The 23,702-nt window shown below is 42.0% G+C and carries 17 protein-coding genes and 1 pseudogene; 8 read left to right on the top strand and 10 right to left on the bottom strand.

Annotation, left to right across the window (positions count from 1 at the left end; genetic code table 11):
* Positions 1-231: 231 nt before the first annotated feature.
* The 8 genes and pseudogenes from ACFO3N_RS17755 to ACFO3N_RS17720 form a co-directional block, all read right to left on the bottom strand.
* A pseudogene (locus ACFO3N_RS17755) lies at positions 232-357 on the bottom strand (IS1 family transposase); the annotation flags it as partial.
* A 355-nt stretch (positions 358-712) separates the two neighbouring features.
* Positions 713-3,208, bottom strand: a complete 2,496-nt coding sequence (locus ACFO3N_RS17750) for a T9SS type A sorting domain-containing protein (RefSeq protein ID WP_379799950.1) — start codon at positions 3,206-3,208, stop codon at positions 713-715.
* A 583-nt stretch (positions 3,209-3,791) separates the two neighbouring features.
* Positions 3,792-4,970 carry a cation:proton antiporter domain-containing protein gene (locus ACFO3N_RS17745; protein ID WP_379799948.1) on the bottom strand — a complete coding sequence of 393 codons (1,179 nt, stop codon included), beginning with the start codon at positions 4,968-4,970 and terminating at the stop codon, positions 3,792-3,794.
* A gap of 81 nt (positions 4,971-5,051) precedes the next feature.
* Positions 5,052-5,504 (bottom strand): Hsp20/alpha crystallin family protein, encoded by a 453-nt coding sequence (locus ACFO3N_RS17740; RefSeq protein WP_379799946.1) that lies wholly within the window; start codon positions 5,502-5,504, stop codon positions 5,052-5,054.
* Between the two features lie 523 nt (positions 5,505-6,027).
* Complete coding sequence (locus ACFO3N_RS17735; RefSeq protein ID WP_281632470.1) at positions 6,028-6,471, bottom strand: response regulator; 444 nt, start codon at positions 6,469-6,471, stop codon at positions 6,028-6,030.
* 316 nt (positions 6,472-6,787) lie between these two features.
* Positions 6,788-8,092, bottom strand: a complete 1,305-nt coding sequence (gene hemA / locus ACFO3N_RS17730; protein ID WP_379799943.1) for a glutamyl-tRNA reductase — start codon at positions 8,090-8,092, stop codon at positions 6,788-6,790.
* Between the two features lie 259 nt (positions 8,093-8,351).
* Positions 8,352-8,939: a globin family protein gene (locus ACFO3N_RS17725; protein WP_129053246.1), complete on the bottom strand. Its 588-nt coding sequence runs from the start codon at positions 8,937-8,939 to the stop codon at positions 8,352-8,354.
* Positions 8,940-8,956: 17 nt separating this feature from the next.
* Entirely contained in the window at positions 8,957-9,391 is a 435-nt protein-coding gene (locus tag ACFO3N_RS17720; RefSeq protein ID WP_379799941.1) for a hypothetical protein, read from the bottom strand.
* Positions 9,392-9,680: 289 nt separating this feature from the next.
* On the opposite strand from ACFO3N_RS17720, the gene ACFO3N_RS17715 reads away from it, so the two are divergent.
* Positions 9,681-10,091 (top strand): hypothetical protein, encoded by a 411-nt coding sequence (locus ACFO3N_RS17715; protein ID WP_379799938.1) that lies wholly within the window; start codon positions 9,681-9,683, stop codon positions 10,089-10,091.
* 158 nt (positions 10,092-10,249) lie between these two features.
* On the opposite strand, the gene ACFO3N_RS17710 is transcribed toward ACFO3N_RS17715, so the two are convergent.
* Complete coding sequence (locus tag ACFO3N_RS17710) at positions 10,250-10,651, bottom strand: hypothetical protein (RefSeq protein WP_129053243.1); 402 nt, start codon at positions 10,649-10,651, stop codon at positions 10,250-10,252.
* A 360-nt stretch (positions 10,652-11,011) separates the two neighbouring features.
* On the opposite strand from ACFO3N_RS17710, the gene ACFO3N_RS17705 reads away from it, so the two are divergent.
* The gene (locus ACFO3N_RS17705; RefSeq protein ID WP_379799936.1) at positions 11,012-12,085 is read left to right on the top strand and encodes a succinylglutamate desuccinylase/aspartoacylase family protein; all 1,074 of its coding nucleotides are present in this window, start codon (positions 11,012-11,014) and stop codon (positions 12,083-12,085) included.
* Between the two features lie 99 nt (positions 12,086-12,184).
* Entirely contained in the window at positions 12,185-13,366 is a 1,182-nt protein-coding gene (gene nhaA, locus ACFO3N_RS17700) for a Na+/H+ antiporter NhaA (RefSeq protein WP_129053241.1), read from the top strand.
* A gap of 158 nt (positions 13,367-13,524) precedes the next feature.
* Here the strand turns inward: nhaA and ACFO3N_RS17695 are convergent, their stop codons facing one another.
* Positions 13,525-14,838 carry a DUF389 domain-containing protein gene (locus ACFO3N_RS17695; RefSeq protein ID WP_343545274.1) on the bottom strand — a complete coding sequence of 438 codons (1,314 nt, stop codon included), beginning with the start codon at positions 14,836-14,838 and terminating at the stop codon, positions 13,525-13,527.
* 483 nt (positions 14,839-15,321) lie between these two features.
* Between ACFO3N_RS17695 and ACFO3N_RS17690 the strand changes: the two genes are divergently transcribed.
* The 5 genes from ACFO3N_RS17690 to ACFO3N_RS17670 all read left to right on the top strand — a co-directional run bounded on the left by ACFO3N_RS17690 (position 15,322) and on the right by ACFO3N_RS17670 (position 23,560).
* Entirely contained in the window at positions 15,322-17,094 is a 1,773-nt protein-coding gene (locus ACFO3N_RS17690; RefSeq protein WP_281634778.1) for a chloride channel protein, read from the top strand.
* A gap of 181 nt (positions 17,095-17,275) precedes the next feature.
* A complete protein-coding gene (locus ACFO3N_RS17685; RefSeq protein WP_129053239.1) occupies positions 17,276-17,665 on the top strand; it encodes a hypothetical protein in 390 nt (129 codons plus the stop codon).
* Positions 17,666-17,823: 158 nt separating this feature from the next.
* Positions 17,824-18,906: an efflux RND transporter periplasmic adaptor subunit gene (locus ACFO3N_RS17680; RefSeq protein ID WP_129053238.1), complete on the top strand. Its 1,083-nt coding sequence runs from the start codon at positions 17,824-17,826 to the stop codon at positions 18,904-18,906.
* 21 nt (positions 18,907-18,927) lie between these two features.
* Positions 18,928-22,134 carry an efflux RND transporter permease subunit gene (locus tag ACFO3N_RS17675; protein WP_281632464.1) on the top strand — a complete coding sequence of 1,069 codons (3,207 nt, stop codon included), beginning with the start codon at positions 18,928-18,930 and terminating at the stop codon, positions 22,132-22,134.
* Positions 22,124-23,560, top strand: a complete 1,437-nt coding sequence (locus tag ACFO3N_RS17670; protein ID WP_379799933.1) for a TolC family protein — start codon at positions 22,124-22,126, stop codon at positions 23,558-23,560. Before ACFO3N_RS17675 ends, ACFO3N_RS17670 begins: the two co-directional genes overlap by 11 nt.
* Positions 23,561-23,702: the final 142 nt, after the last annotated feature.

Raw genomic sequence — 23,702 nt, 5'->3', positions numbered from 1 at the left:
ACTAACTAACTAACTAACTAACTAACTAACTAACTAACTAACTAACTAACTAACTAACTAACTAACTAACTAACTAACTAACTAACTAACTAACTAACTAACTAACTAACTAACTAACTAACTAACTTTTTAATAATCTCCCCATTTAGCAAATGGGCCTTTGCAGCCATCTTCCCCCACCGGCCAAAATCATGCTGGAAACAAAGCCAAAGAAATTTGCTGTTTTATTGCTTAAATCCAAAAGCAAATCTTCAAAACAGCAGTAAAGACATCTAAACTTTTACGGAAGCAGATTCTACGTCTGGTGAGTCTCTTCAGATGGGGCCCGAGCGTCAAATTCTTTATTTCAATATGTTTAGCCCATTTACGGCAATATTAAAACAAAAAAGATGAGCATTGCCGCTCATCTTTAAATTATTTATTTCTAAAATTTATTCAATTTCAAAAGGTTAGAATTTCAAAATCTCCTATCACTAACTTTGAAACACTACCGGCTTTGACCGGAGGATTACGGTTTCTCTAATGAAATCATCTTGTCAAGCATCTATTTTATTTCCTGGCCATATTATTAGAGCAAACACTAAAATTGACGAAGCAATAAGGCCTGCTCTGAATTCTTTTTTAGTTTCTGACCCTTCATCATAGATTCTTGCATTTTTTTGACTTGAGTAGATCGGCTATTATATATCTAGCAGCGACGCCTGAAACCCAATTATTTTTTTATGAATTTACAAGCCAAAATACCGCTATCTGTTTTTATTCGAAGGAAATAAATCCCTGCGAGGTAATTTTTAACATCTATAAAATTTGTGCTAAGAATATTCGAATCAATTTTTTTTCCTGTGACGTCGAATACTTCAAACCCTGAGATATTGACATTGTTTTGAACATTGAACTTAAGGTAATCAGTTACCGGGTTGGGATATGCATTAATTTTAATATCAGTAATAAAATGTTCTATACTTAAATTGTTTGAACTATTCAATCGTGCAATATATTTTACATCACTGCTGCCATTATAAGAAACATAATTTCCTCCAACCAGCAATTTGCCGTCCTTTTGCAAAGCCAGCGCTGAAATGTAAGCGAATCCTGTGCCTGTTGCGAAAGCAGGATCTAAAGTGCCGTCCATATCTATTCGCATTATGCTATTGCCAACAGCGGCGCCAAATGAATCGAAAGATCCGCCCAAAATAATTTTTCCATCATTCTGAATTGCAATGTCATTGATAGTAACATTTCCATATAATTCAGGAACCTTGAATGAGGAGTCTAAACTTCCGTTGGCATTAAGACGAACTACTCCTTTGGCGGGAATATTATTAAATTTGCTGAACGAACCGCCTAAAATAATTTTGCCATCAGTTTGTACTGCACTGGAATAGACAAAATAATCAGTGCCTACCCCGCCAAGATTAAAAATCGTATCTAAACTTCCGTTGGCATTTAGTCTTAGAATTTCCCCATTGCCCGCATAATTATATTGCAGCAGCAGTCCTGCAATAACGATTTTGCCATCCGCCTGCACTGAAATGGTCCAGACATTTCCCGCCGTTAATTTAGGGATAAAAGAAGCATCTAATGTGCCATTTGCATTTAGTCTGGCCAATAGGTTTCTTGGGGTTCCGTTGACCATGCTGAAAGTTCCTCCAATAATGATTTTCCCATCCGCCTGCAGTGCAAGGGCATTGACCATATTGTTAGCGCCAGAGCCACCGGCGTTAAAAGCAGTGTCTAAAGTTCCATCAGCATTTAGCTGCACTACGCCATTAGCCGCTGCGCCATTGTAACTTTTAAAATCTCCCGCAATAATAATTTTATTATTTGGCGCCACTACAATCTTTTTTACTAGGCCATCAGCTCCTGTACCGACATTAAAAGCAGCATCAAGCGTTCCGTCAGGGTTTAATCTTGCAATACTTTTGCGGGATATGCCTCTATAAGTTAAAAATCCTCCGCCTATAAGTATCTTTCCGTCTGGCTGCACAGCGACAGCCCTCACATGGCCATCAGCGGAAATGCCATTCTCGAAGAAAGGATAAATACCATTATCAATGTTGCCGTTACTGTCTAAACTTGCTATCCTGTTTCGTGAGAAATTATTACATTTTGAAAAAGAACCTCCGATCATTATTCTTCCATTGGATTGGATTGCGATAGCGTTAACCGATCCATCAGTTCCAAAATTGCTTCTTGAGCTGAAAGGCGAATCTATTGCCCCATCCATATTTAATCGGACTACCCGCTGAGAATAAGTTCCATTATATGCGGAAAAATTTCCCGCGACAACTAATTTTCCATCAGCTTGAATAGCGATAGAATTTACAGAAGAGTCGAAGCCATCACCTATGCTGAATGTGGCATCCAATGTGCTGTCAGAATTTAATCTTGCTATATAATTAGCAAGCGTGCCATTATAAGAATTAAAATTACCGCCAATTATTATTTTTCCGTCTGGCTGTATGCAGACTGTTTTTATACTGTTAGACATATAAGAGGTGATGCCAGAAATAAATGCGGCATCTAAGGATCCGTCCGCATTCAGCCTTGCCAGTCTGGTTCTTGCAACTCCATTAAATGCTCCAAAATCTCCTCCTATTATAATTTTACCATCAGATTGTACGGCACATGAATTAATACTATTATTTGCTCCTGCCGTCGGATTAAATGCTGAATCAACAGTTCCATCTGTATTTAACCTTATAATCCTATTTTTTGAAATTCCGTTATATGTTGTGAAATTGCCAAAAACTACTATCTTTCCGTCGGATTGGATATTTACTCCGTTGACTGTATTGTTGAATCCCGCACCAATCTCAAAGGTCGAATCAACAGTTCCATCAATATTTAACCTGATAATTCTATTCTTTAAAATTCCGTTATACGCCGTAAAATTGCCGGCAACTAAAATTTTCCCATCAGACTGAGTACTGATTCCATTAACGCTATTGTTAAATCCTGAACCCAAATTAAATGTTACATCAATGGTTCCATCTGCATTTAGCCGCGCTAATTTATTAGAACTTGCATTATTTATAAGCGTAAAATCGCCTCCAACCAGAATTTTTCCGTCTGATTGTATCGATGCCGCCTTTACATCTCCATTCTTAGCTCCTGTGGGAGGATTAAAACTTGAATCTAAAGATCCATCCTGGGCGAAACCACATACTGTTAAAGCCAGCATTAATAATTGTAAAATTTTTCTCATAGGCTTATTATACTTTTTTTATTTGGGCATTAAAATTTGAGTCCAAATATACAATCTTTATGATTTCAAAAAACACCTTTCTTTTTTTTTATAAAATAATACCTTACAAAATATTCATCATGAGCCAGCTGCGCATATACACAACTGCCTTCAACAATTGGCTATTATCTGAGAGTCCTTTTGATTGAACGCAATACTATATCTGCAACAAAATTTAAGGCTGTTTTTTAAAGACATCTCTAATTTCAAAGTTTTGCGGCAAATCGCGGCACATTGAGTTTTTTGAAAACAGAAAGCCGGCAAAACCAATATCCAAGAAACTTAGGTTCGAAACTGTACTATTGAACATCCAACTCCTGTCCCACTAGTAGCTCATTAGCTCTTTTACGGCATATTCAAAAATAGCCTGCACTTTAAAAAAATTTTCACCCAAACCAGCCTCCACCATCGCCGGCCCAAATCAAAAAAACTAAAAACAATCAAAAAAGAAACTAACTAAAAATAAAAAAAGCCCTCATTTCTGAGAGCTTTCAGGCTTTATCGCAATGCTGTCCTGCAATCCTAAAGAGGTTTGAGCCATCAATCAGTTGGCCAGTTCAGTCCTTTGGGCCGGCAGCTTATAGATCAGCTTCTGTATGATGGCCAGCCAGATGCTTGACAGAAGCATGGTGGAGGTAATCACTGCAAGAGTAATCTGACGCATGTAATCTCCAACCAGCCCAAGAGAAGCGGCAAGCGTAAGCAGCACAAAGCTGAATTCGCCAATCTGCGACAATAGCGCACCGGCATATATGCTGTCCCTCCAGCTGTTTCCGCTTAGCTTAAAAAGCAGGCTATTGATCAAGCTATTGATTATCAGAACGCTTACAGCCACCAAGACAATTGTGCCGGCATTGGCTGCAAAAAACCCAACATCAAGCTGCAGCCCTATGGCCAGAAAAAAAAATGCCATAAAAAAGACCCTAAAGGGAATCAGCGATTTTCCAAGCCAGCGCGTCGCCTTATCCTGCCCGATCACAATTCCTGCTGCAAAGGCCCCAAAGGCTGGCGAGAGCCCAAACCAGAAACTAAACCAAGCCATCCCAAAACATATGCAGAAGCCGATGAATACCTGCAGATCATGGTCGGCAACAAGCTCTCTTCTCATGGGAATATTAAAAATCCTCCTATTGACGGCTGACCGCAAAAAAAGCAGTATGAGCATGCCGCCTATGCAGACCTTGGCAAGCTCAAAAAAAGAGGCATTGCTGCCTGAAATAAAATTTAGCGATAAGACCATGGGCACAACCAGCATGTCCTGCATCAGCAGCACACCGCATGTTATGATGCCCAATTGGCTTTTAATCTCGCCGGTTCTCTGCAAGTACTGAAATACAATGGCCGAACTGCTGAGGCTTATGATAAAAGATAATAATATAATCCTGCTGGCTGGCCATCCCAACTGCATTCCCAAGGCATACATGCATAAGGCGCTTAAGAGGATCTGGACCAGCGCTATTGCAAAGGGCCTGCAGAAATGCTGGCTTAAATGGTGCAGGTCTATCTCGGTTCCAATGGAAAACATCAGAAGAACAATGCCGATTTCGCCCAATTCCGCGACCATTTCAGGATCAGGAATTGTATTCAGCAGTTTTGGCCCCAAAAGCACGCCCGCAGCTATATAGGCAATAAAATACGGCTGTCTGAAGCGGCGCAGCACCAGTATCAGGAACAGCACAGCAAAGCAGAGCACAACCAGGGCAGAAAATAAGTCCGAAAACATGATTATAGCTTTTTGCAATGATTAAAGCTGCCCTTCGGGGCAGCTTTAAAATAAAAAAAAGGTAAAATAATCGATTAAAAATTAGGCGATTTCAATCATTCTAGGCGGCTTCTGCTTCGCTTGCTCTTTTTTGGGTATGGAAAGATGAAGCAGGCCATTCACATAGCGGGCGCTTATCTTTTCTTCGTCCACCACATTTTTAGGCAGCTCAAAGCTTCTCTGGAACGACTGGTAGCTGAATTCCCTGCGGGTAAAATTCTCCTGCTCGATGGTCTGCTTATTTTCCTTTTCCGAAGAAATAGTCAGCAGGTTTCCGTCAAGGGTAACTTTGAAATCGGCTTTCTCCAGGCCGGGAGCAGCCACTTCGACTTCAAAATGCTCTGCAGTCTCTCTAATGTTTACCGATGGCAGGGTGGTGCTTGTTGTAGAAAAATTTTTGTTTTCCCAATTGAAAAGCTCGCGGCCAAAAACGTCATCAAAAAACGTATGCGGCAGGCCACGATGCTGGTTTGCATTTCTTTTGATAAGATTCATAACATTTTACTTTTAATTGTTATACAATATTTTTGAACATACACTGCCTTTGCAGTGCCAGGGACAAAAAAACCAAAATTATGCCAGAGAAAAAAAATGACAATTTTTCAGTTTTCATGGGCGAAAAAATGTCAGTTTTACCGTAGCTTTTGAAACAAACAAACAAACAAACAAACAAACAAACAAAGCTTTACAGCAGAAGGCTCAAATCTCCAGCGAAAAGCACTGGTTCGAAACCCGCCAAGGTCACAAAGCCAAATGGCGTCAATTGAAGACAATTGGCGCCATTTTTTTTAAACATAATTGCTGATGGACAACAGCTGAAAATTGATTTATTCCTCACTAAAATAAAGCACAAAATAGCCCCGATAGTAGCGGAAATCCTTCTGCGCCGGGGTTCGGCGCAGAAGATTGAAGCGCATAGCGGGAAAAAGCTCCAAAAAAAAACAAACCTAAAAAACAAACCTAAAACTATTGCCGTGTGGAACTGCATGATAAGCCGTCTCTGGGCTGTTTCCGCCTCCTACCTGATATGGAATATCCGCTCTTGAGCTGATAAATCCTCCCACGATGCTCCCATGACTATTGCCGCCAGATTCTTAAGATCTTCATACGTGCTGGGCTTCACGGCATAAAAATCCGCTCCCAGGGCAAAAGCCCTTTGCATTGTTTTGGCTGCACTGTCGATGGAATAGACGATGATCCTTGCATTTCCGGGAGCCGGGCCCATGCCTCTGAGCCTTTCGATGCACTCAAAGCCGTCCATGCCCGGCATATAAAGGTCAAGGAATATGAAATCGGCAGGCTCCTGCTCCGGTTTGGAAAAATGCTCGATGAGCTGCTGTGCGCTGCAGAGCTCAAATATCCTGAAAGGCCGATCGAGCTCCAGAAGCGCTTCATGGAGCAGCATGCGGTCGTCCTCATCGTCATCGGCTAGGCATATGATTATTTTCGGGTCTTCATCCATGATCTGTCGGTTTTTCGCTGCCGAATAAAACCATCATACAAGGATCCCTCAAGCCGGCTGCGCCACAGCCCTCAGAAAATCCCTGAAAATCGAATTATTCGGCTCTTGGTTCAATAATTTTCCAATTTAGGAATTCTGGCGCCCTGAAACAAATACGGAAACAGATTTTACATAATTTCCACCTTAAAGATGGGAATTATGTAAAATCAGCATAAGAATTCCGCTTCAAAAAAACACCTCAAGCGCATCATTTATAGATATGCCCTAGATGCCTGGCTCTGCCTGGTCTGTCTGGCGCTTGAATTCCAGTTTATTTTTATGACAGATTGATTCTGTATTTTTCTTCTGTAGGCCAAGAAGATCTATCGGGCATAAACCGCCCTATCTGGAATACTTTTTCAATAAATTCTATGCTCTGGTCCACTGGCGTATTCTCCTCTTTCAAGTGGCTCGCAAAATGGCCTATCAATTTTTGGATAATCCTGGAACTGACCAGATCCATCTGAACCTCGTCAAAATGGATTGCTTTCTTCTTTTGGAAAGCAAACTCAGTCGATACAATCTCATTCAGTTTTGCTTTCAATGCATGGATGGTCGGTGCGCATTTTCGGCCGTTCACCCAGGCATACAGCTCTGATTTCAGATCCTCAATAATGGCTTCTGCGGCAGGAATATGCTGTTTTCTTCTCTCCAGCGTCTCATCGGCAATCTGGGAGAGATCATCCAGATGCATTAAAGTCACGCCGGGTATTTCTTTGACATCGGCATCCACATTTCGCGGAATGGAAAGGTCCAGGATCAATAAGGGCTTATGCAGGCCAAGAAGTGTTTTATCAATAGTGGGGCTTTGCGCTCCCGTAGCCACAACCAGCACATCCGCCCTTTGCAGTTCTTCTTTCAGATCGCCGTAACCCTTTACGATGACATTGAGTCTTCGCGCCAGCAATTCGGCTTTGTGTCTTGTTCTGTTTATAAGGGTTATATGACTGTTTTTGGTATGCTTTAATAAATTTACGCAGGTATTTCTGCCTATTTTTCCTGTCCCCAGCAGCAGAATATTTTTGTTCCCTACATCAGCTGCATTCTGGATTATATACTGTACCGATGCAAAAGAAACCGACGCGGCGCCGCAGGAAATTTTAGTCTCTGTCTTGACTTTTTTGCTCGCCTGGATTACGGTGTTTACCAGGCGGTCCAGAAATGTGTCGGCCAAACCTTTCTCTCTGCTGCGGCTAAAAGCGGTTCTGATCTGGCTGATGATTTCAAAATCGCCCAGGATCTGGCTCTCCAAACCTGTACCTACCCGGAACATGTGGCTGACGGCCTGGCTGTTTTTATAGATGTAGCCAAATTGCTGAAATTCCTCCACGCTGCCTTTCGTATGGCCGCAAAGCAGTTTTATCAGTTCATACGGATGAGAAGCCCATCCATAGATTTCAGTCCTGTTGCAGGTGGAAATTACAATCAACGACTCTATGCCCTCGGTTTTGGCCTGCGCCAGCAGGTCAGACTGGCCTTCAGCATCCAGGCTGAATTTCCCCCTGATCAGGGCATCTGCTTTTTTATAGCTTAATCCTAAGGCGTAGAAAGTGGTGTTTTGGGAAAGCTTAAAATTTTCCATGGGATGGCTTTGATTAAAGATTCGAAAAAAAAGGAGTTCTGCTCTGGAAAATCAGTCCGCACCCGTATGTGCTGCCATGCGGACAAGCGCCTCCAGTCAGTATGGTCCTTGTATGAGATATATGGTCAAAGATGCCATGCAGCAAATTTGCAACTGCAAAGGGATTCCTTTAGGCAGACATGCTTGTTTTGGAATAAGACAATGTCTTAAAAAGAAAACGCCGCCCGCAGAAAAAGGCGGCGTTTTTTGGGAAGATGAATTATTTTTGGACGATGGGCGTTCTCAATGATTCCAAAACTGCCACAATATCCGTATAAAGTTCGGTGTTTGAAGCAACGCCGTTCGCATTGGCGGCCGCTCCCACATAACCTTCGAATTTCGTATAGTCGGCACTGCTGGATTTTGTTCCCATTCTAGGGTTTGTCGCAGGGTTGTGCGCCGCTGCCATGCTCAGGCCCGAATACGTATTAACTGCATTTGTCCCTCCGGTGTTGAAGGAAAAGAAATCAGTCAGGTTATCGGATAATTTTGCAATATTTGTAGCCTGGGTCGTTCCGGTTTCGGCCAGAAGGGGCGCAAAATGCGCCTGCAGGTTTCCTGATGCATTGGACTGGATATCGGCAACTATCAGTCCGATTGTTGAATTGACCACTTTGCGGAAGCTAAGGCGTCCCTGCTCGATCATCTGTCCTGAATTATCAGGATCGGCAACCATTTTAGTGCCTCCCAACCGCTCATATATGGATGCTTTTACAGGAGCCGGAGTCTCATCATCATTGCTGCAGGATGTAAAAACAGCCGTTGAAAGGAATAACGCGATTAAGGCGATTTTAGAATAATTTTTCATAACAATAATATTAAAGGTTAATTAAAAAAATGATTGATCTTCTGGGACAGCTTGTAGCCCAGACTGTTCTGGTCAATAGGACAGACTTCTTTGGATGCCAGATTTTCAGGCAGTATATAGGGCTGCGCATCATAATGCCTTTTGGCCATCAGCTGCGCATAGACCTTTTTTGAATTGGTGATCCGGTTATTATGGAAGTAAACCACCACGTTTCTCTTGATAATGATGGAATCCGAGGTCAGCCCTTTGATGGATCTCAGGTCAGCGCAGATCTGTCTGGCCTGTGCAGAATCGATAGCCTGCTTGAAGTCAATGCGGCTTACCTGCAGGTTTGGAGTGTCATAAACCGCAGGCTTGGCAGTAATGATATGGAAAAGAAGAATTGCTGAAAACAGGACCGTTGTTCCCATTGCGATCCAAAGACCTTTTTTGATGTGCTTGTTGATTTTCATACGTGATTTTTATAGCGGTTAGATTTAAGGTCATATACGGAAACTTTTTTAGGATGGTTTTAACAAGTAAAAAGAAAACTTTAGTTTAGAATTGTTTTAAATAATCTGAATCCTTTCCACAGCATCAGCCATGCCTAAAACAGCATCCCGCATCATCTTTTCATACTGCCCATGTTTTTGGAGATATCGCCGGCAAAAGCCATGATTCGGATTTCAATGGACAAAAAGAGGTCTTCCTGCAATCTGTAAAAGAGTTTTTGGCGTATATAGGTGAAAAGCATTCCTTGAGATGAAAATCATCTCTGCTCTGCAAACCAAAAAAAAAAACGTTATGAAACTACAAAAAGCATGTGCCGTTTTATCAGCTGCCATAATCCTTGCAGGCTGCTCCAATGATGATTCCGCAGCTCCGACGGACACCACCGCCCCTGCCGGATCAGCAACCTATGACAAGGATGTGAAATCAATTATTGACAATAACTGCATTGTCTGCCATGCGGCGGTTCCCACAAACGGTGCGCCCATATCCCTTGCCACATATGCCCAGGTCAAAGAGGCCGTTTTAAAACGAAGCCTCATCATCCGCATTTCCCTTGAAAACGGCAATAGCGTGCTGATGCCCAAGGGAGGCCCCAGAATGCCCCAGGAAACTATAGATATAGTCAAGCAATGGGAAAAGGACGGATTATTTGAAAAATGATTTTAATATCCGCGGCAATACTATACTCTGCCCCGGGCGGTTAAATGATCCCGCCGCAGGCAGATTTAATGCAGGAGCCTGCTCCGGTGCGCGGGTCGCCACCTTAATGTATAGTGGTTAAAAATACCCCTTAGAGAACCTCTGGTCAGCATTCAATTTCAGAAAATGAAATCCCATTTAAAGGCGATTTGATGCCCAATAATTATCTCATAAGCATAATAAGAGCTATATTTGCCGTTTCGGATATCAAAAAGAAATAAAATCATCTCATCTCCCCTAATGCCGCCCTGCAAGAACATACTGATCTTCCTGCTTACCGCCCTGCGTCTTCTCCACGGCAGTGAGCCTGAAAAGCTTTCATCGGCTGTATTCTCTGATCCGTCCATGGAAATCCTTGCAGGCTCAGATGGAACAGCTTCAGTTTTCAGTGCACCGGGCGCTAAAAAAAAAGTGAGAATAAATAGTTCATCCAATGAACGGAAAACCAAACTCAAGCCGTCCGTTTGTGTTTTGAAAAATGAAAAATTCCGCTTTGATGCTGTTTTGGCGAACTGCGCCATAGACAGCTCGCTTTTCAAGAACAAAATAGCCTGCCGGCTGGATAGCAGCAGCCTGCTTCACCTATTTCACCTTTTCTAGAAATCCCTTAAACAGCGTACCGTATTTTCGGCCTTTGGGTCCGGCTTTTCACTTCGCTAAATTTCCTTAATCTTTTAAGACTCGCTGCATCTTCACCATTTTTAGCCCCATAGGCCGCTAGATCCCGTGAATTGTTTACCATTCAATGTTTTTCCTAAACATCTGCTGGATATCATTTCAAGTCGTTTCCTATTGCAAAACTAATCGTGTTTTATCTCTGCAGGCCTAATTGGTTTTAATCATTTATTAATCAGGATACCCGTATCCGCTCTCAAAATTCCATGAAACATTTATTCTTGCTTTTCATATCCTTGCTTATATGCCAGACGGCGGCGTCTCAAAAAAAATCGCTGAAATTCTACCTTGAACAGCATCAGGGCAAAAAAATTGACACCATATTCCGCATCGGCACTTCTGACAGCATCAAAGCCGGGCTCCCGGCAACATTGATATGCGGAAGATTTAAGGGACCGACCTTTGCCATCGTGTCAGGAGCGCGGCCCTCAGAACAATCGGCAGTACAATCACTTTTAAAACTGCGCCGCGAGATAAACCCTGAAAAACTGGCCGGGAGCCTGATCATAATTCCGATAATGAATCTAGATTCCTTTTTTTCTTCCTGCCAAAATAACGGCCTGAATACGGATTTAAATCTGGATCAGTATTTTCCAGAAGCCCAAAAAAGCATCGTCAATGGGCTTGCAGCCGATTTTATAACCACCCATATTTTTGATGCTACTGATATTCTTCTGGATATCAGATCAGCGGGCAGCAATGAAGACCTTATATCATATGCCAGCTACTATCATAACAGTGAACTTCCCCAGCAGGCCCTCTTGTGCTCGCGCCTGTGCGAAATCAGCGGTTTGGGAACCGTAGTTGCCAGGCCTTATCTTCAGCCTTGCGGGCAGCCTTCCAAGCAGATCTCCAGACAGGCAGTGCGCCTTGGCATTCCAGCCCTGAGCATAACGGCGGCAAAGCAGGCCGCCGCCGCCAGATCTGAAATAGGCCCGGCCATGAATGCTGTGTATAATATGCTGGCCCAGCTCAAAATGTATCAGCATAAACTGGCTCCGCAGGCAGTGCTTCCAAAAAGATTCTTTAATGACCAGCTGCTTGTAGCCTCACCTGCAGAAGGCTTGTTCTACAGCAGCGCAAAGGCCGGCAGCAGCATTATCAAAGGTGAGGAAATAGGCTATATAACCGATGTTTTCGGCAGGAACGTAAAAATAATAACCGCGCCGGCAGACGGAACAATCCTTAAAAAAAGCACCGGACTTGCCGCCAGCACATCTGCCCCGCTTTTCTGGATCGGCCGCAGCAGCAGCAGTAATGAAAAAGAACAGGAAAAATAAGACTGCTGCCCGCATTTTCCTTAACGAAAAACTCTTTGGATTCTTCTAAAAATCAATCCCGATTTGTTTTTTCTGCCCTTACCGGCTAAATTTGCAGATATGACAAAACTAATAAACCTAAATATTTTCAAACGATTTTTCTCCTCCTCCTCAGCCGGAGGCGTCATCCTGCTGCTTTGCGTAGCTATATCGCTCACTATAGCCAACATCGGGTGGGCAGAATCGTTTAATGGTCTGCTGCAGATGAAACTTGGCAGGGATTTTGGAGCCATAGATCTGGAATATCCCCTTATTACCTGGATTAATGACGGTCTTATGGCTGTATTTTTCCTTTTGGTCGGCCTGGAAATCAAAAGGGAAATCATCGAAGGGGAACTCTCTTCCTTCAGACAGGCGTCCCTGCCGGTGCTTGCAGCTATCGGCGGTGTTGCTGTGCCGGCCCTGCTCTACGCCTCGCTGAATGCCTCAAATCCGCAGACGGCCGCAGGCTGGGGAATTCCCATGGCCACCGATATTGCCTTCGCACTCGGCATTATTTCCCTTTTGGGCAGCAGAGTCCCAAACGGGCTTAAAATTTTTCTGGCCGCACTTGCCATCGTTGACGATCTGATCGCCATACTGGTAATCGCAATATTCTATTCCAGCGAAATCCATCTTATCTACCTTGCCTATGCAGCAGGCATCATGTCGCTTCTGATCATTTTTAACAGATGCGGGGTAAAAAACATATTCTGCTATATCATTCCCGGGGCAGCAATGTGGTATCTGGTGCATCATTCAGGCATCCACGCCACCATTGCAGGGGTACTGACGGCGCTCGCCCTGCCCACCAATGAGGATGACACCGAATCCCCGTTGGAAAAACTTGAGCACAGCCTTACCATTCCGGTAAACTTTTTCATAATGCCACTGTTTGCCATTGCCAATACGTGCATCACTTTTGAGAGCGGAATGATCGAAGGGCTTGCAGGAAGCATCGGGATGGGTATCATACTGGGATTATTTCTCGGCAAGCCCGCCGGGATTTTTTTAATGTCCTGGTTAGCCGTTAAGCTCAAAATTTCAGAACTGCCCGACCAGACATCATGGCCTCATGTACTTGGACTAGGCATTCTGGGCGGCATCGGCTTTACCATGTCTATCTTTATTGCCCTTTTGTCCTTTAAGCAGCCTGAATTACAGCTGCAGGCAAAATTTGCCGTTCTTACAGCTTCCCTTCTGGCCGGCGCGCTGGGCTATGCCATTTTATATCTCTATGGCAGAAGATCCGAAAAATCATAACAAATTTTCAATGCAGCGGCTATTTTGGGCCCGTGCAGCTTGAAATGCTTTTTTTTGCTTTATTCGAAAAAGGGTTTTATTTGCAAAAATAAGGCCCTTTTTTACGCCATCCTTTACGCGTGCACAGGCAATCATACCTTGATCTATGCGCCATAAGGCTACTTCTCGCGGCGGTAGAGCACCACGTTTTTGACGCCCAGCCTTTCATTGAGCCAGGTCCTGAACTTCTCCTTATCGGCCTGTCTGATTGGTTTTGCCGCGTCATATGCCACAGCAGTCACCTCGGCAAGCGAATCGTTTTTTAATGCGGCCTGCTGGCGCACAATGGCCAGGGAACTTACTTCGGGAAACAATATTCGGATTTCCTTCAGAAATGAGGCATTATCGAACTCATAGCGCGAGAGCTGCTTCTGGAGCTGCATGATCTTCACATCCTTTGCATTGAGCTCATTCTCACTGCTTTTGATCTGGCTCAGGATATCGCCCTTCAGCGCACTGAAACGGTCGGTGCTGTCTTGCCTGATAATCAGTTGGGCACCCTTCAAAAACTGGTTCTCACCCATTTTTTTTCTCAGAAGGCCCATTTCGGAATCTGTAAATCTCTTGGAAAGGAAAGCCAGCTCCAGCACTTTCCCCTTTGGAGCATAGGAAGTCTTTTTATAAACCATCGTGTAGCCTTTAGCTGTGAACTCCTGATCGGCGAAAAGGTCTGCACTTTTGATGAACTGCTGCTTCTCATACAGCGTATAGGCAAGATAGGCGCTCGGGATAATCATAACGGTAATGAGTACGGAAATGAAAATTCTGACTTTTCTCTGCTGTCCCTTGTCCACAGCCTCTTTGGCAGGATATTTAAGATATTTTACAATCAGGAAAGTGGATATGCCGATAAACACGCAATTTATGCAGTACAGGTAGAAAGCGCCTAGGAAAAAAGGCCACTGCATAGTGGCAATGCCGTAGCCTGCCGTACAGAGCGGCGGCATGAGGGCCGTGGCGATGGCGACCCCGGGAATGGGATTTCCCTTTTCGGTCCTGGTGACGGCAATCACGCCCACCAGCCCCCCAAAGAAGGCAATAAGTATATCATATATATTGGGAGATGTGCGTGCAAGCAGTTCGGACTGCACTTCCTTGAAGGGGCTCAGGTAAAAATAGACCGTCGAGAAAAGAAGGCTTACCAGAGTGGCATTAAGCAGGTTGCGCAACGATTTTTTTAGCAGGGAAAAATCATAGATTCCCAGGGCAAAACCCGCCCCCACTATCGGTCCCATCAGCGGGGAAATCAGCATCGCACCTATGATCACCGCTGTAGAGTTCACATTAAGCCCCACAGAGGCAATAATGATCGCACAGGCCAGTATCCAAAGATTGGCGCCTTTGAAATCAATATTTTTCTTGACACTCTCAAGGGTCTTACCCTTGTCGTCTTCATCCTCATGGAGGGTGAAAAATCCTGAAAATTTCTCCATAATCTGCTTCTTGATAAAATTTCTGTATTTTGAATTTAAAAAAAATATGCATATCATCCAAAACAATTGTGAAATTGCCCTGCAGACCATCTGGAGAAGACCGGATGCAGGTACAGTGTTGCGGCATGTATATTGGGACTTTAGATCGAAAGCTGGATCCCCATGAAATAAGGCGGAAGAAGCTGATATTATGCATTTTCCCCCAATAGCCTTTTTTGAACTTAGAAAATCAGCATTCCTTTAAATTCGGCGCTCCCAACCGCATAGAGAAAGGAAAAACAGAACTCTGTAAAGGATAAGGAATTATCGGCTCTGGATACCTCATGGAAGCTAAAAGCAATGCTATTAATAAATTGTTTGTTAAAATCTGATGCTGAAACAAAGCTGTGGCGTATCTTTGAAAAAATTGCCCCTATAATCCCGCAGCGCTTATTGCCGCATTTAAAATCAATGCACGGGCGCGCGTACACAGTTTTCACTTTCATGTTTAAAAAAAAGCTTTTACAGATTGAGGCCCTTCTTATTGTAGGAAGAAAAAAAATGTCTCCCAAACAGTTTATATTTCTGGCCAGCGTCCTTGTCGGGATCACTTCCGCCTTGGCCGTCATACTCCTAAAATCATTTGCCCATTCGGTTTATCAGGCCGCTGCATATGCCAACAGCATACTAAAGCTGAGCTTTATCAACTCAGTGCTTCCCGTTATAGGGATCCTGCTCACGGTGATGGCCACCAGAAGGCTCCTTGGAGGGACCATTGAAAAAGGCACTTCCCAAATCCTGTATCTGGTAGCCCGCAAAGCCAGTATTGTTCCCAAAAAACAGCTTTATGCGCAGATTCTCACAAGTTCCCTCACAGTGGGGCTTGGAGGCTCGGCCGGGCTTGAAAGCCCAATTGTGGTTACAGGAGCCGCTTTCGGTTCCAATTTTGCCCAGCAGTTCCGATTAAGCTACAAAGACAGGACGCTCCTTCTGGGCTGCGGAGTCGCGGCCGGAATCGCCGCTGCTTTTAATGCGCCCATAGCAGGGGTGCTGTTTGCCGTTGAAGTGCTTCTGGTGGATGTGACCATAGCAGCCTTTACACCGATTATGATCGCCGCCGCAACCGGCGCCCTGGTTTCTGCAATCCTGCTTAACGAAAATATACTGCTCAGCTTCCGCCAAAAGCAGACTTTTGATTACCACAACATCCCACTGTATATCCTTCTGGGCCTGTTTACAGCTTTTCTTTCGGTCTATTATTCAAGGAATTTTCTCAAAACCGAGCACTATTTTGCAAACCTAAGGCTCGGTGCATATAAAAAAGCGCTTTTCGGCGCTCTGGTCCTCGGACTTCTCATTTTTGCATTTCCAGTCCTGTTTGGTGAAGGATACGAAAGCATCAAATCTCTGGCCGACCGCAATCCGGGCGAACTTCTGGAAAATACCCTCTTCAAGGACTTCAGCTCCAATCAATGGGTGCTTCTGGCTTTTGTGGGGGCATCAATGATGCTCAAGGCTTTCGCATCAGGCATTACCCTTGGCAGCGGAGGCAACGGAGGAAATTTTGCGCCATCGCTTTTTCTGGGCTCATATGCCGGATATTTTTTTTCTAAATTCCTTAACCTTACCGGACTGACCGACCTTCCGGTAAGCAATTTTGCCATAGTGGGCATGGCGGGAATACTCAGCGGACTCTTTCATGCCCCTCTTACAGCCATATTTCTTATTGCAGAAATCACAGGCGGATATGATCTGATCATCCCGCTTATGATTGTCGCCTCGATAAGCTTTGCAATCTCAAAACGTTTTGAAAAGCATTCCCTGGATGTAAAAGGGTTGGTAAAAAAAGGGAATGTCTTTACCAGCAACAAGGACACCAATATCCTCTGGACCCTTAAAATGGACGCCATACTGCAGAATGATCCCAAAACGCTTGCTCCTGAGGATGACATCCACATGGTTCGCAGTGTGATAAAAGCTTCCGATCAGGGAATGTTTGCCGTGACTTCTGGGGAAAAACTGCTCGGCGTGGTCTATTTCAGCGATATAAAGGAATTTATATTCAATGATACCGATATCAGGGCGAAAGACCTAATGGCCGCCCCGATGGAAATCGTTTATTATAATGACAGTATGGAGACCGTAATGCAGAAGCTGGAAAAAAGCAGCAGGTCCTATCTTCCGGTTCTCAAGGAGGATCTCTATTGCGGCTATATAGACAAGGGCGCTGCATTGGAAGCCTACCGAAATCAGCTTAAATCCATGATTTTTGAATAATTTCCCCCAGTAGAAATACAGCAGATAAAACCCAAAAGATAAAAATTTAATCTCTTGAAGCTAGTAAAAAAATCAATCTGCAAAATAAAGGAAGCATAAAATCCGAAATCAGCATTTCTATGTTTATTTTAGATCTCAGGCATTGCTTTTAAGGAATCCTTTCAGTAAATTTGTAGCTCTTATGAAGAATTGGTGCACTAAATTATTCGTTTCTATTGTCATTCTTTTAAATGGATATGGCAGCACTTATGCACACAATAACATTGTTTTATTTAAAAAGTTTTCTTTTTGCACTGTTATTAATAATGCTCAAAATGAAGCCAGTTTAAATCGTGGACGTTCATTTGAATCCTTTAAAAGGAAAATGTGCCTTTTTGATAATGAAGAAAATGAAGAGAACTTTTCTTCGGTGCAAAAACAGCTTGTCAAAAGCAATTACTTTTCATTTTTTCACATCAGCAATCATTTTGCCGTTTCTGCGACTGCTTTTACCCAGAAAGTAAATGACTGCAAAATCTTTAGTTTACTTTATAATAAAGTATATCTCCTGTTTCAGGTTTTCAGAATTTGATTTTTGCTATCGCTATTTCAAAATAGCCGATTCCTTTATTGTTCTATCCTCTGTGTTCTAATTTAGAAAATAGAAGGATACGAGCTACTATGGTCTATTTCCGAAGGCCTTTTTACTTAAAAATCAAAAATAAATTACGTTTTAATGCTGAAATAATTATGAAGAGAATTTTCATGATCATGACTTTATGCGCCTTAGTTTTTGCGGGCTGCAATTCAAAAAAAGAAGAAGAAAAAGAGGAAAAAACCAAATTTCTGGTTACCAGTCCGATTGAAAAAGATACTACAATTACAAAAGATTATGTATCTCAGATACACTCTATCCAACATATTGAAATAAGAGCCCAAGAGCGCGGCTATCTTGAAAAAATCTACGTTGACGAAGGACAAATGGTAAAAAAAGGACAGCTCTTGTTTAAAATCATGCCTGCACTTTACGAAGCAGAAATGAAAAAATCTAAAGCAGAAGTAAGTTTCAGCGCAATTGAATACCAAAATGCCAAAAAACTAGCCGATGAAAAAGTGGTTTCTCCAAACGAACTGGCAATGGCAAAAGCCAAACTGGAAAAAGCAGATGCCGAACTGGCCTTAAGCAAAGTTCATCTTCAGTTTACAGAAATCAGAGCTCCTTTTGACGGCATTATAGACAAATTTCATGTTCGTCAGGGAAGTCTAGTTGACGAAGGAGAATTGCTGACAGAATTGGCAGACAACAGCTCAATGTGGGTTTACTATAATGTTCCTGAGTCTGAATATCTGGATTATCAAGAAAAAGCAGAGAAAAACGGCAAAATGAAAGTAAATCTTCTAATGGCCAACAACAAAAAGTTTCCCTACACCGGTGTAGTAGAAACTATTGAAGCCGATTTTGACAATGAAACGGGAAACATTCCTTTCAGAGCTGTTTTTCCTAATCCGAAGAGATTATTAAGACACGGTGAAACGGGAAGCATTCAGATGCCTATTGATTTGAAAAATGCAATGCTGATCCCTCAGAAAGCCACATTTGAGGTTTTAGATAAAAAATATGTCTATGTGATTGACAAAAACAATGCAGTAAAATCCAGAGAAGTTGTTATTGCTGCCGAAATGCCCCACCTATTCGTAATTAAAGAAGGCTTGTCAATTAATGATAAAATACTTTTAGAGGGACTTCGTCTTGTAAAAGAAAATGAAAAGATAAACTACGAAGTTGTAAAACCTCAGTCGGTACTGTCAAATTTAGGACTCTATGCAGAATAACCGAATCTAAAAAAAGAACACATGTTTAATAAATTTATTCATAGACCCGTTTTTGCAATTATAATTTCGATTATAATTGTCTTTATAGGCACGCTTTCAATCAAGCAGCTTCCAATATCGCAATTCCCGCAAATTGCGCCCACGACCGTAAACATCTTTATCGCTTATCCGGGTGCAAGTGCCGATGTACTGGTAAAATCCACTTTAATTACATTAGAGAATTCACTAAACGGCACGCAAGGCGTTCGTTATATGGCAACAGATGCCACGAGTGCTGGAGAAGCGACACTTAGAATCATATTTGAACCAGGAACAGATCCTAATGAAGCCGTAATCAGGGTTAAAACAAGGGTAGATCAGGTAATGCCATTATTACCTGAACTGGTTCAGCGTGAAGGAGTTGTTATTACTCCTATACAGCCAAGTATGCTAATGTATGTCAATCTTTACTCGAAAAGCAAAAGCATGGATGAGAAATTCCTCTATAACTATGCCGATGTCAAAATGATTCCAGAAATCAGCCGTGTAAAAGGTGTTGCGAGAACACAGATCTTAGGAAGCCGCAAATACGCCATGCGTGTATGGCTGAATCCGGACAGAATGAGAGCTTATAAAATTTCTGTTGAAGAAGTTATGCAAGCACTTCAGGAACAAAGTATCATTGGCCGTCCAGGTCGATTAGGACAAAGTTCTGGTATAGCAGCGCAATCTCTAGAATACGTATTAACTTACAAAGGGAGATACGACGAACCTAAACAATATGAAAATGTAATTGTACGCGCCAATTCTGAAGGTGAAAGCATTCGCTTAAAAGACATTGCAAAAGTAGAATTAGGAAGTGAGTTTTTCGATATTTACTCCAATTTAGATGGCCATCCTTCTGCCGCAATTGTATTAAAACAAAACTACGGAAGTAATGCAAGTGACGTAATCAATGATGTAAAAGCAAAACTGGAAGAAATGAAAGCGAGTTTTCCTCCAGGAATGGATTATAAAATCAGTTATGACGTTTCGCAATTCTTAGATGCTTCTATTGATCAAGTGGTTCATACTTTGAGAGATGCATTCATTTTGGTTGCTTTGGTTGTGTTTATATTTTTAGGAGATTGGCGTTCTACTTTAATTCCGATTATAGCGGTTCCTGTATCGTTGATTGGGGCTTTCTTTGTTATTCAGCTGTTTGGAATGTCAATCAACTTGGTAACGCTGTTTTCTTTGGTACTGGCAATCGGAATTGTAGTAGATAATGCCATTGTCGTCGTCGAGGCCGTCCATGCCAAGTTTGAAGAATTCCCGCATATTACGCCTTATCATGCCGTTAAATTAGTATTGGGCGAAATTGGAGGTGCCATTATTGCTATTACAGCCGTTATGGTTTCTGTTTTTATTCCCGTTTCGTTTATGTCGGGACCGGTGGGAACTTTCTACAGACAGTTTTCGGTTACCATGTCGAGCTCGATTATCATTTCTGCTATTGTAGCTTTGACCCTTACTCCTGTTCTCTGCGCCATTCTTTTGAAAAACAACCATGGAAAAGAGAAAAAAGGAAATATCTTGACAAAATCGCTTGATGCTTTCAACAGATGGTTTGAAAGGCTTACAGGCCGTTATGTTGCTGTTCTAAAAACAATTGTAAGCCGAAGAGTATTGACTTTTGGAATCCTGATTGCGTTTTGCGCTTTCATTTTTATAGAAAACAAAGTGCTTCCTTCAGGATTTATTCCTAGTGAAGATCAGGGAACCATTTACGGAATCATACAAACGCCGCCAGGTGCTACATTAGAAAGAACCAATCAGGTTGCTCAGAAATTGCAGAAAATCTGCGAAAAGGTTGAAGGCGTTGAATCGGTTTCTTCTCTGGCAGGTTACGAAATCATGACCGAAGGTCGTGGTTCTAATGCTGGAACCTGTCTGATTAACTTGAAATCATGGTCAGACAGAAAACATTCTGTAACAGAAATCATGGAAGAACTCGAAAAGAAATCTAAAGATCTGGGTGCTGTTGTAGAATTTTTTGAACCGCCAGCAATTCCTGGATTTGGTTCTTCTGGAGGTTTTTCTATGCGTTTATTAGACAAAACAACCAGCACCAATTATCAGGAATTTGATAAAATCAACAAGCAGTTTATGGCCGAACTGGGCAAACGTAAAGAACTTTCTGGTCTGTTTACTTTCTTTGCCGCCAATTATCCGCAATACGAACTAGAGATTAATAATGATCTGGCTATGCAAAAAGGCGTTTCTATCGGCAAGGCAATGGAAAACCTAAATATTTTAATCGGAAGCACCTACGAACAGGGATTTATCAAATTTGGAAGGTTTTTTAAATTGTATGTCCAATCTGATCCAAAATTCAGAAGGCTACCATCAGATGTATTGAATCTCTTTGTAAAAAATGATCACGGAGAAATGGTGCCTTATTCGGCATTCATGACACTCAAAAAAACGCAGGGCCCTAATGAGATCACGCGTTACAACATGTATAATTCTGCCGCTATTCAGGGTCAGCCTGCAAAAGGATACACCACGGCAGATGCCATTAAAGCAGTGCAGGAAACCGCTCTTAAAACACTTCCTAAAGGATACGATATTGCATGGGAAGGTCTTTCTTATGATGAAGCTGGAAGAGGCAATGAATCGCTTTATATCTTTTTAGTCGTATTGGCTTTCGTTTACTTTGTATTGGCGGCACAGTACGAAAGTTTTATTATTCCGCTATCAGTAATTCTCTCTATTCCGGTTGGAATTTTAGGCTCTTTTGTCATTCTGCAGATGATGGGCTTGCAAAACGACATTTATGCACAAATTGGGCTTATTATGCTCGTCGGATTGCTCGGTAAAAATGCCGTATTGATTGTCGAATTTGCCGTCCTCAAACATCAGCAGGGCGCCACAATTCTCGAAGCAGCGATTGAAGGTGCAAAGGTGCGTTTTAGACCAATATTAATGACATCATTTGCCTTTATTGCTGGTTTGATCCCATTAATTTTTGCTTCTGGAGCAGGTGCAATTGGTAACAGAACTATTGGAGGATCTGCGCTTGGCGGAATGCTTTTCGGAACCATATTTGGAGTAATCATTGTTCCTGGACTATACTACATCTTTGGTTCATTGGCACAAGGCCGAAAACTAATTAAAGGAGAAGAAGAAAGTTCATTATCTGATGATTTCATACATCATGTAGATGATTTTTCAATAAACAATCAAACGGAGGAAAATGAAGAATAACAGAAATATAAAATACGCAGGTCTTGCCTGCGTATTACTCTCTATAGCGGGCTGTAAAACAACTTCTATTGTAGAAAAAACAGAAAACAAAACAGTACCAGAAAACTATGCAGATAATGGTTTAGATACTCTAAATACAGGAAAAGTAAAATGGAGAAGTTATTTTACAGATGAAAATTTAGAAAATCTGATTGATATTGCATTGAAAAACAATCAGGAATTAAATATTACACTTCAAGAAATCGAAATTGCAAGAAGCGAAGTAAAAGCACGAAAAGGAGAATATTTACCTTTTGTAGGATTTAGCGCCGGTGCAGATGTAACCAAATCTGGAAGATACACCAGTACAGGTTCTGGTGAAGCTACAACAGAGATTATGCCAGGCAAAGAAACACCAGATCCGCTTCCTAATTATCGTTTTGCACTGACTTCAAGCTGGGAAATAGATATTTGGAACAAACTGCATAATGCTAAAAAAGCGGCTTTAAATCGTTATTTAGGTTCTATTGAAGGAAAGAATTTTGTAATTACCAATCTGATTGCCGAAATAGCAGATTCGTATTATGAACTTTTGGCTTTGGACAATCAATTAGAAATCATCAAACAAAACATTGATATCCAAACGAATGCTTTAAAAGTGGTGAAAATACAGAAAGAAGCCGCAAGGGTAAACGAATTGGCTGTACGAAGATTCGAAGCGCAGATTTTAAGCACCCAAAGCCTTCAGTTTGATATTCAGCAGCAGATTACAGAAACTGAAAATAAAATCAATTTTTTATTAGGACGTTTTCCTCAAAAAATTGCCAGAAACAGCAGTACTTTCAGCACGATAACTCCAGCTGATGTTCATGCGGGAGTGCCTTCTCAGCTTTTAGAAAATCGTCCAGATATCAAAAAGGCAGAAATGGAATTAATCGCCGCGAAACTGGATATTAAAGCCGCTAAAGCTAAATTTTATCCTTCGCTAGGCATTTCAGCAGGAATTGGATATGAGGCTTTTAATACCAAATATTTACTGACTTCTCCAGAATCTTTATTGTACTCCATTGCAGGTGATTTAGTAGCACCTTTGATTAACAGAAATGCTATTAAAGCAGAATATCTTACCGCGGGAGCCAAACAGATTCAGGCTGTTTACAATTATGAAAGGACATTGGTTAATGCTTATGTTGAAGTGGCCAACCAATTGTCTAAAATCCAGAATACGGCAAAAAGCTATGACTTAAAGTCAAAACAAGTTGAGGCCTTAAATGAATCTATTCAGATATCTAACAATTTGTTTAGTTCTGCACGAGCAGATTATATGGAGGTTTTATTGACCCAGAAAGATGCTTTGGAATCCAAATTCGAACTTATTGAAACCAAAAAACAGCAGATGAACGCATTTGTTAATGTTTACAGAGCGCTCGGAGGCGGCTGGAATTAGTAGTTTTCATTTTCATTTTTTGAAAAGGAGATTGGCCGAAAGCTGGTCTCCTTTTTGAATTAGCCTCTTATCTTTTGAGTAAAGAGCTATTATGTCCATAATGCAATAGGAAGGCCTCCTGCATGACTCCCTTTAGAATTTG

The organism is Flavobacterium chungangensis (assembly GCF_042654045.1).
Taxonomy (GTDB): domain Bacteria; phylum Bacteroidota; class Bacteroidia; order Flavobacteriales; family Flavobacteriaceae; genus Flavobacterium; species Flavobacterium chungangensis.
This window is presented reverse-complemented; position numbering and strand designations above follow the sequence as displayed.

Excerpts from the sequence above, each read along its gene's own strand:
- ACFO3N_RS17750 (WP_379799950.1), bottom strand. The coding sequence starts at position 3,208 with ATGAGAAAAATTTTACAATTATTAATGCTGGCTTTAACAGTATGTGGT.
- ACFO3N_RS17745 (WP_379799948.1), bottom strand. The coding sequence starts at position 4,970 with ATGTTTTCGGACTTATTTTCTGCCCTGGTTGTGCTCTGCTTTGCTGTG.
- ACFO3N_RS17740 (WP_379799946.1), bottom strand. The coding sequence starts at position 5,504 with ATGAATCTTATCAAAAGAAATGCAAACCAGCATCGTGGCCTGCCGCAT.
- ACFO3N_RS17735 (WP_281632470.1), bottom strand. The coding sequence starts at position 6,471 with ATGGATGAAGACCCGAAAATAATCATATGCCTAGCCGATGACGATGAG.
- hemA (WP_379799943.1), bottom strand. The coding sequence starts at position 8,092 with ATGGAAAATTTTAAGCTTTCCCAAAACACCACTTTCTACGCCTTAGGA.
- ACFO3N_RS17725 (WP_129053246.1), bottom strand. The coding sequence starts at position 8,939 with ATGAAAAATTATTCTAAAATCGCCTTAATCGCGTTATTCCTTTCAACG.
- ACFO3N_RS17720 (WP_379799941.1), bottom strand. The coding sequence starts at position 9,391 with ATGAAAATCAACAAGCACATCAAAAAAGGTCTTTGGATCGCAATGGGA.
- ACFO3N_RS17715 (WP_379799938.1), top strand. The coding sequence starts at position 9,681 with ATGAAAATCATCTCTGCTCTGCAAACCAAAAAAAAAAACGTTATGAAA.
- ACFO3N_RS17710 (WP_129053243.1), bottom strand. The coding sequence starts at position 10,651 with ATGGCGCAGTTCGCCAAAACAGCATCAAAGCGGAATTTTTCATTTTTC.
- ACFO3N_RS17705 (WP_379799936.1), top strand. The coding sequence starts at position 11,012 with ATGAAACATTTATTCTTGCTTTTCATATCCTTGCTTATATGCCAGACG.
- nhaA (WP_129053241.1), top strand. The coding sequence starts at position 12,185 with ATGACAAAACTAATAAACCTAAATATTTTCAAACGATTTTTCTCCTCC.
- ACFO3N_RS17695 (WP_343545274.1), bottom strand. The coding sequence starts at position 14,838 with ATGGAGAAATTTTCAGGATTTTTCACCCTCCATGAGGATGAAGACGAC.
- ACFO3N_RS17690 (WP_281634778.1), top strand. The coding sequence starts at position 15,322 with ATGTTTAAAAAAAAGCTTTTACAGATTGAGGCCCTTCTTATTGTAGGA.
- ACFO3N_RS17685 (WP_129053239.1), top strand. The coding sequence starts at position 17,276 with ATGAAGAATTGGTGCACTAAATTATTCGTTTCTATTGTCATTCTTTTA.
- ACFO3N_RS17680 (WP_129053238.1), top strand. The coding sequence starts at position 17,824 with ATGAAGAGAATTTTCATGATCATGACTTTATGCGCCTTAGTTTTTGCG.
- ACFO3N_RS17675 (WP_281632464.1), top strand. The coding sequence starts at position 18,928 with ATGTTTAATAAATTTATTCATAGACCCGTTTTTGCAATTATAATTTCG.
- ACFO3N_RS17670 (WP_379799933.1), top strand. The coding sequence starts at position 22,124 with ATGAAGAATAACAGAAATATAAAATACGCAGGTCTTGCCTGCGTATTA.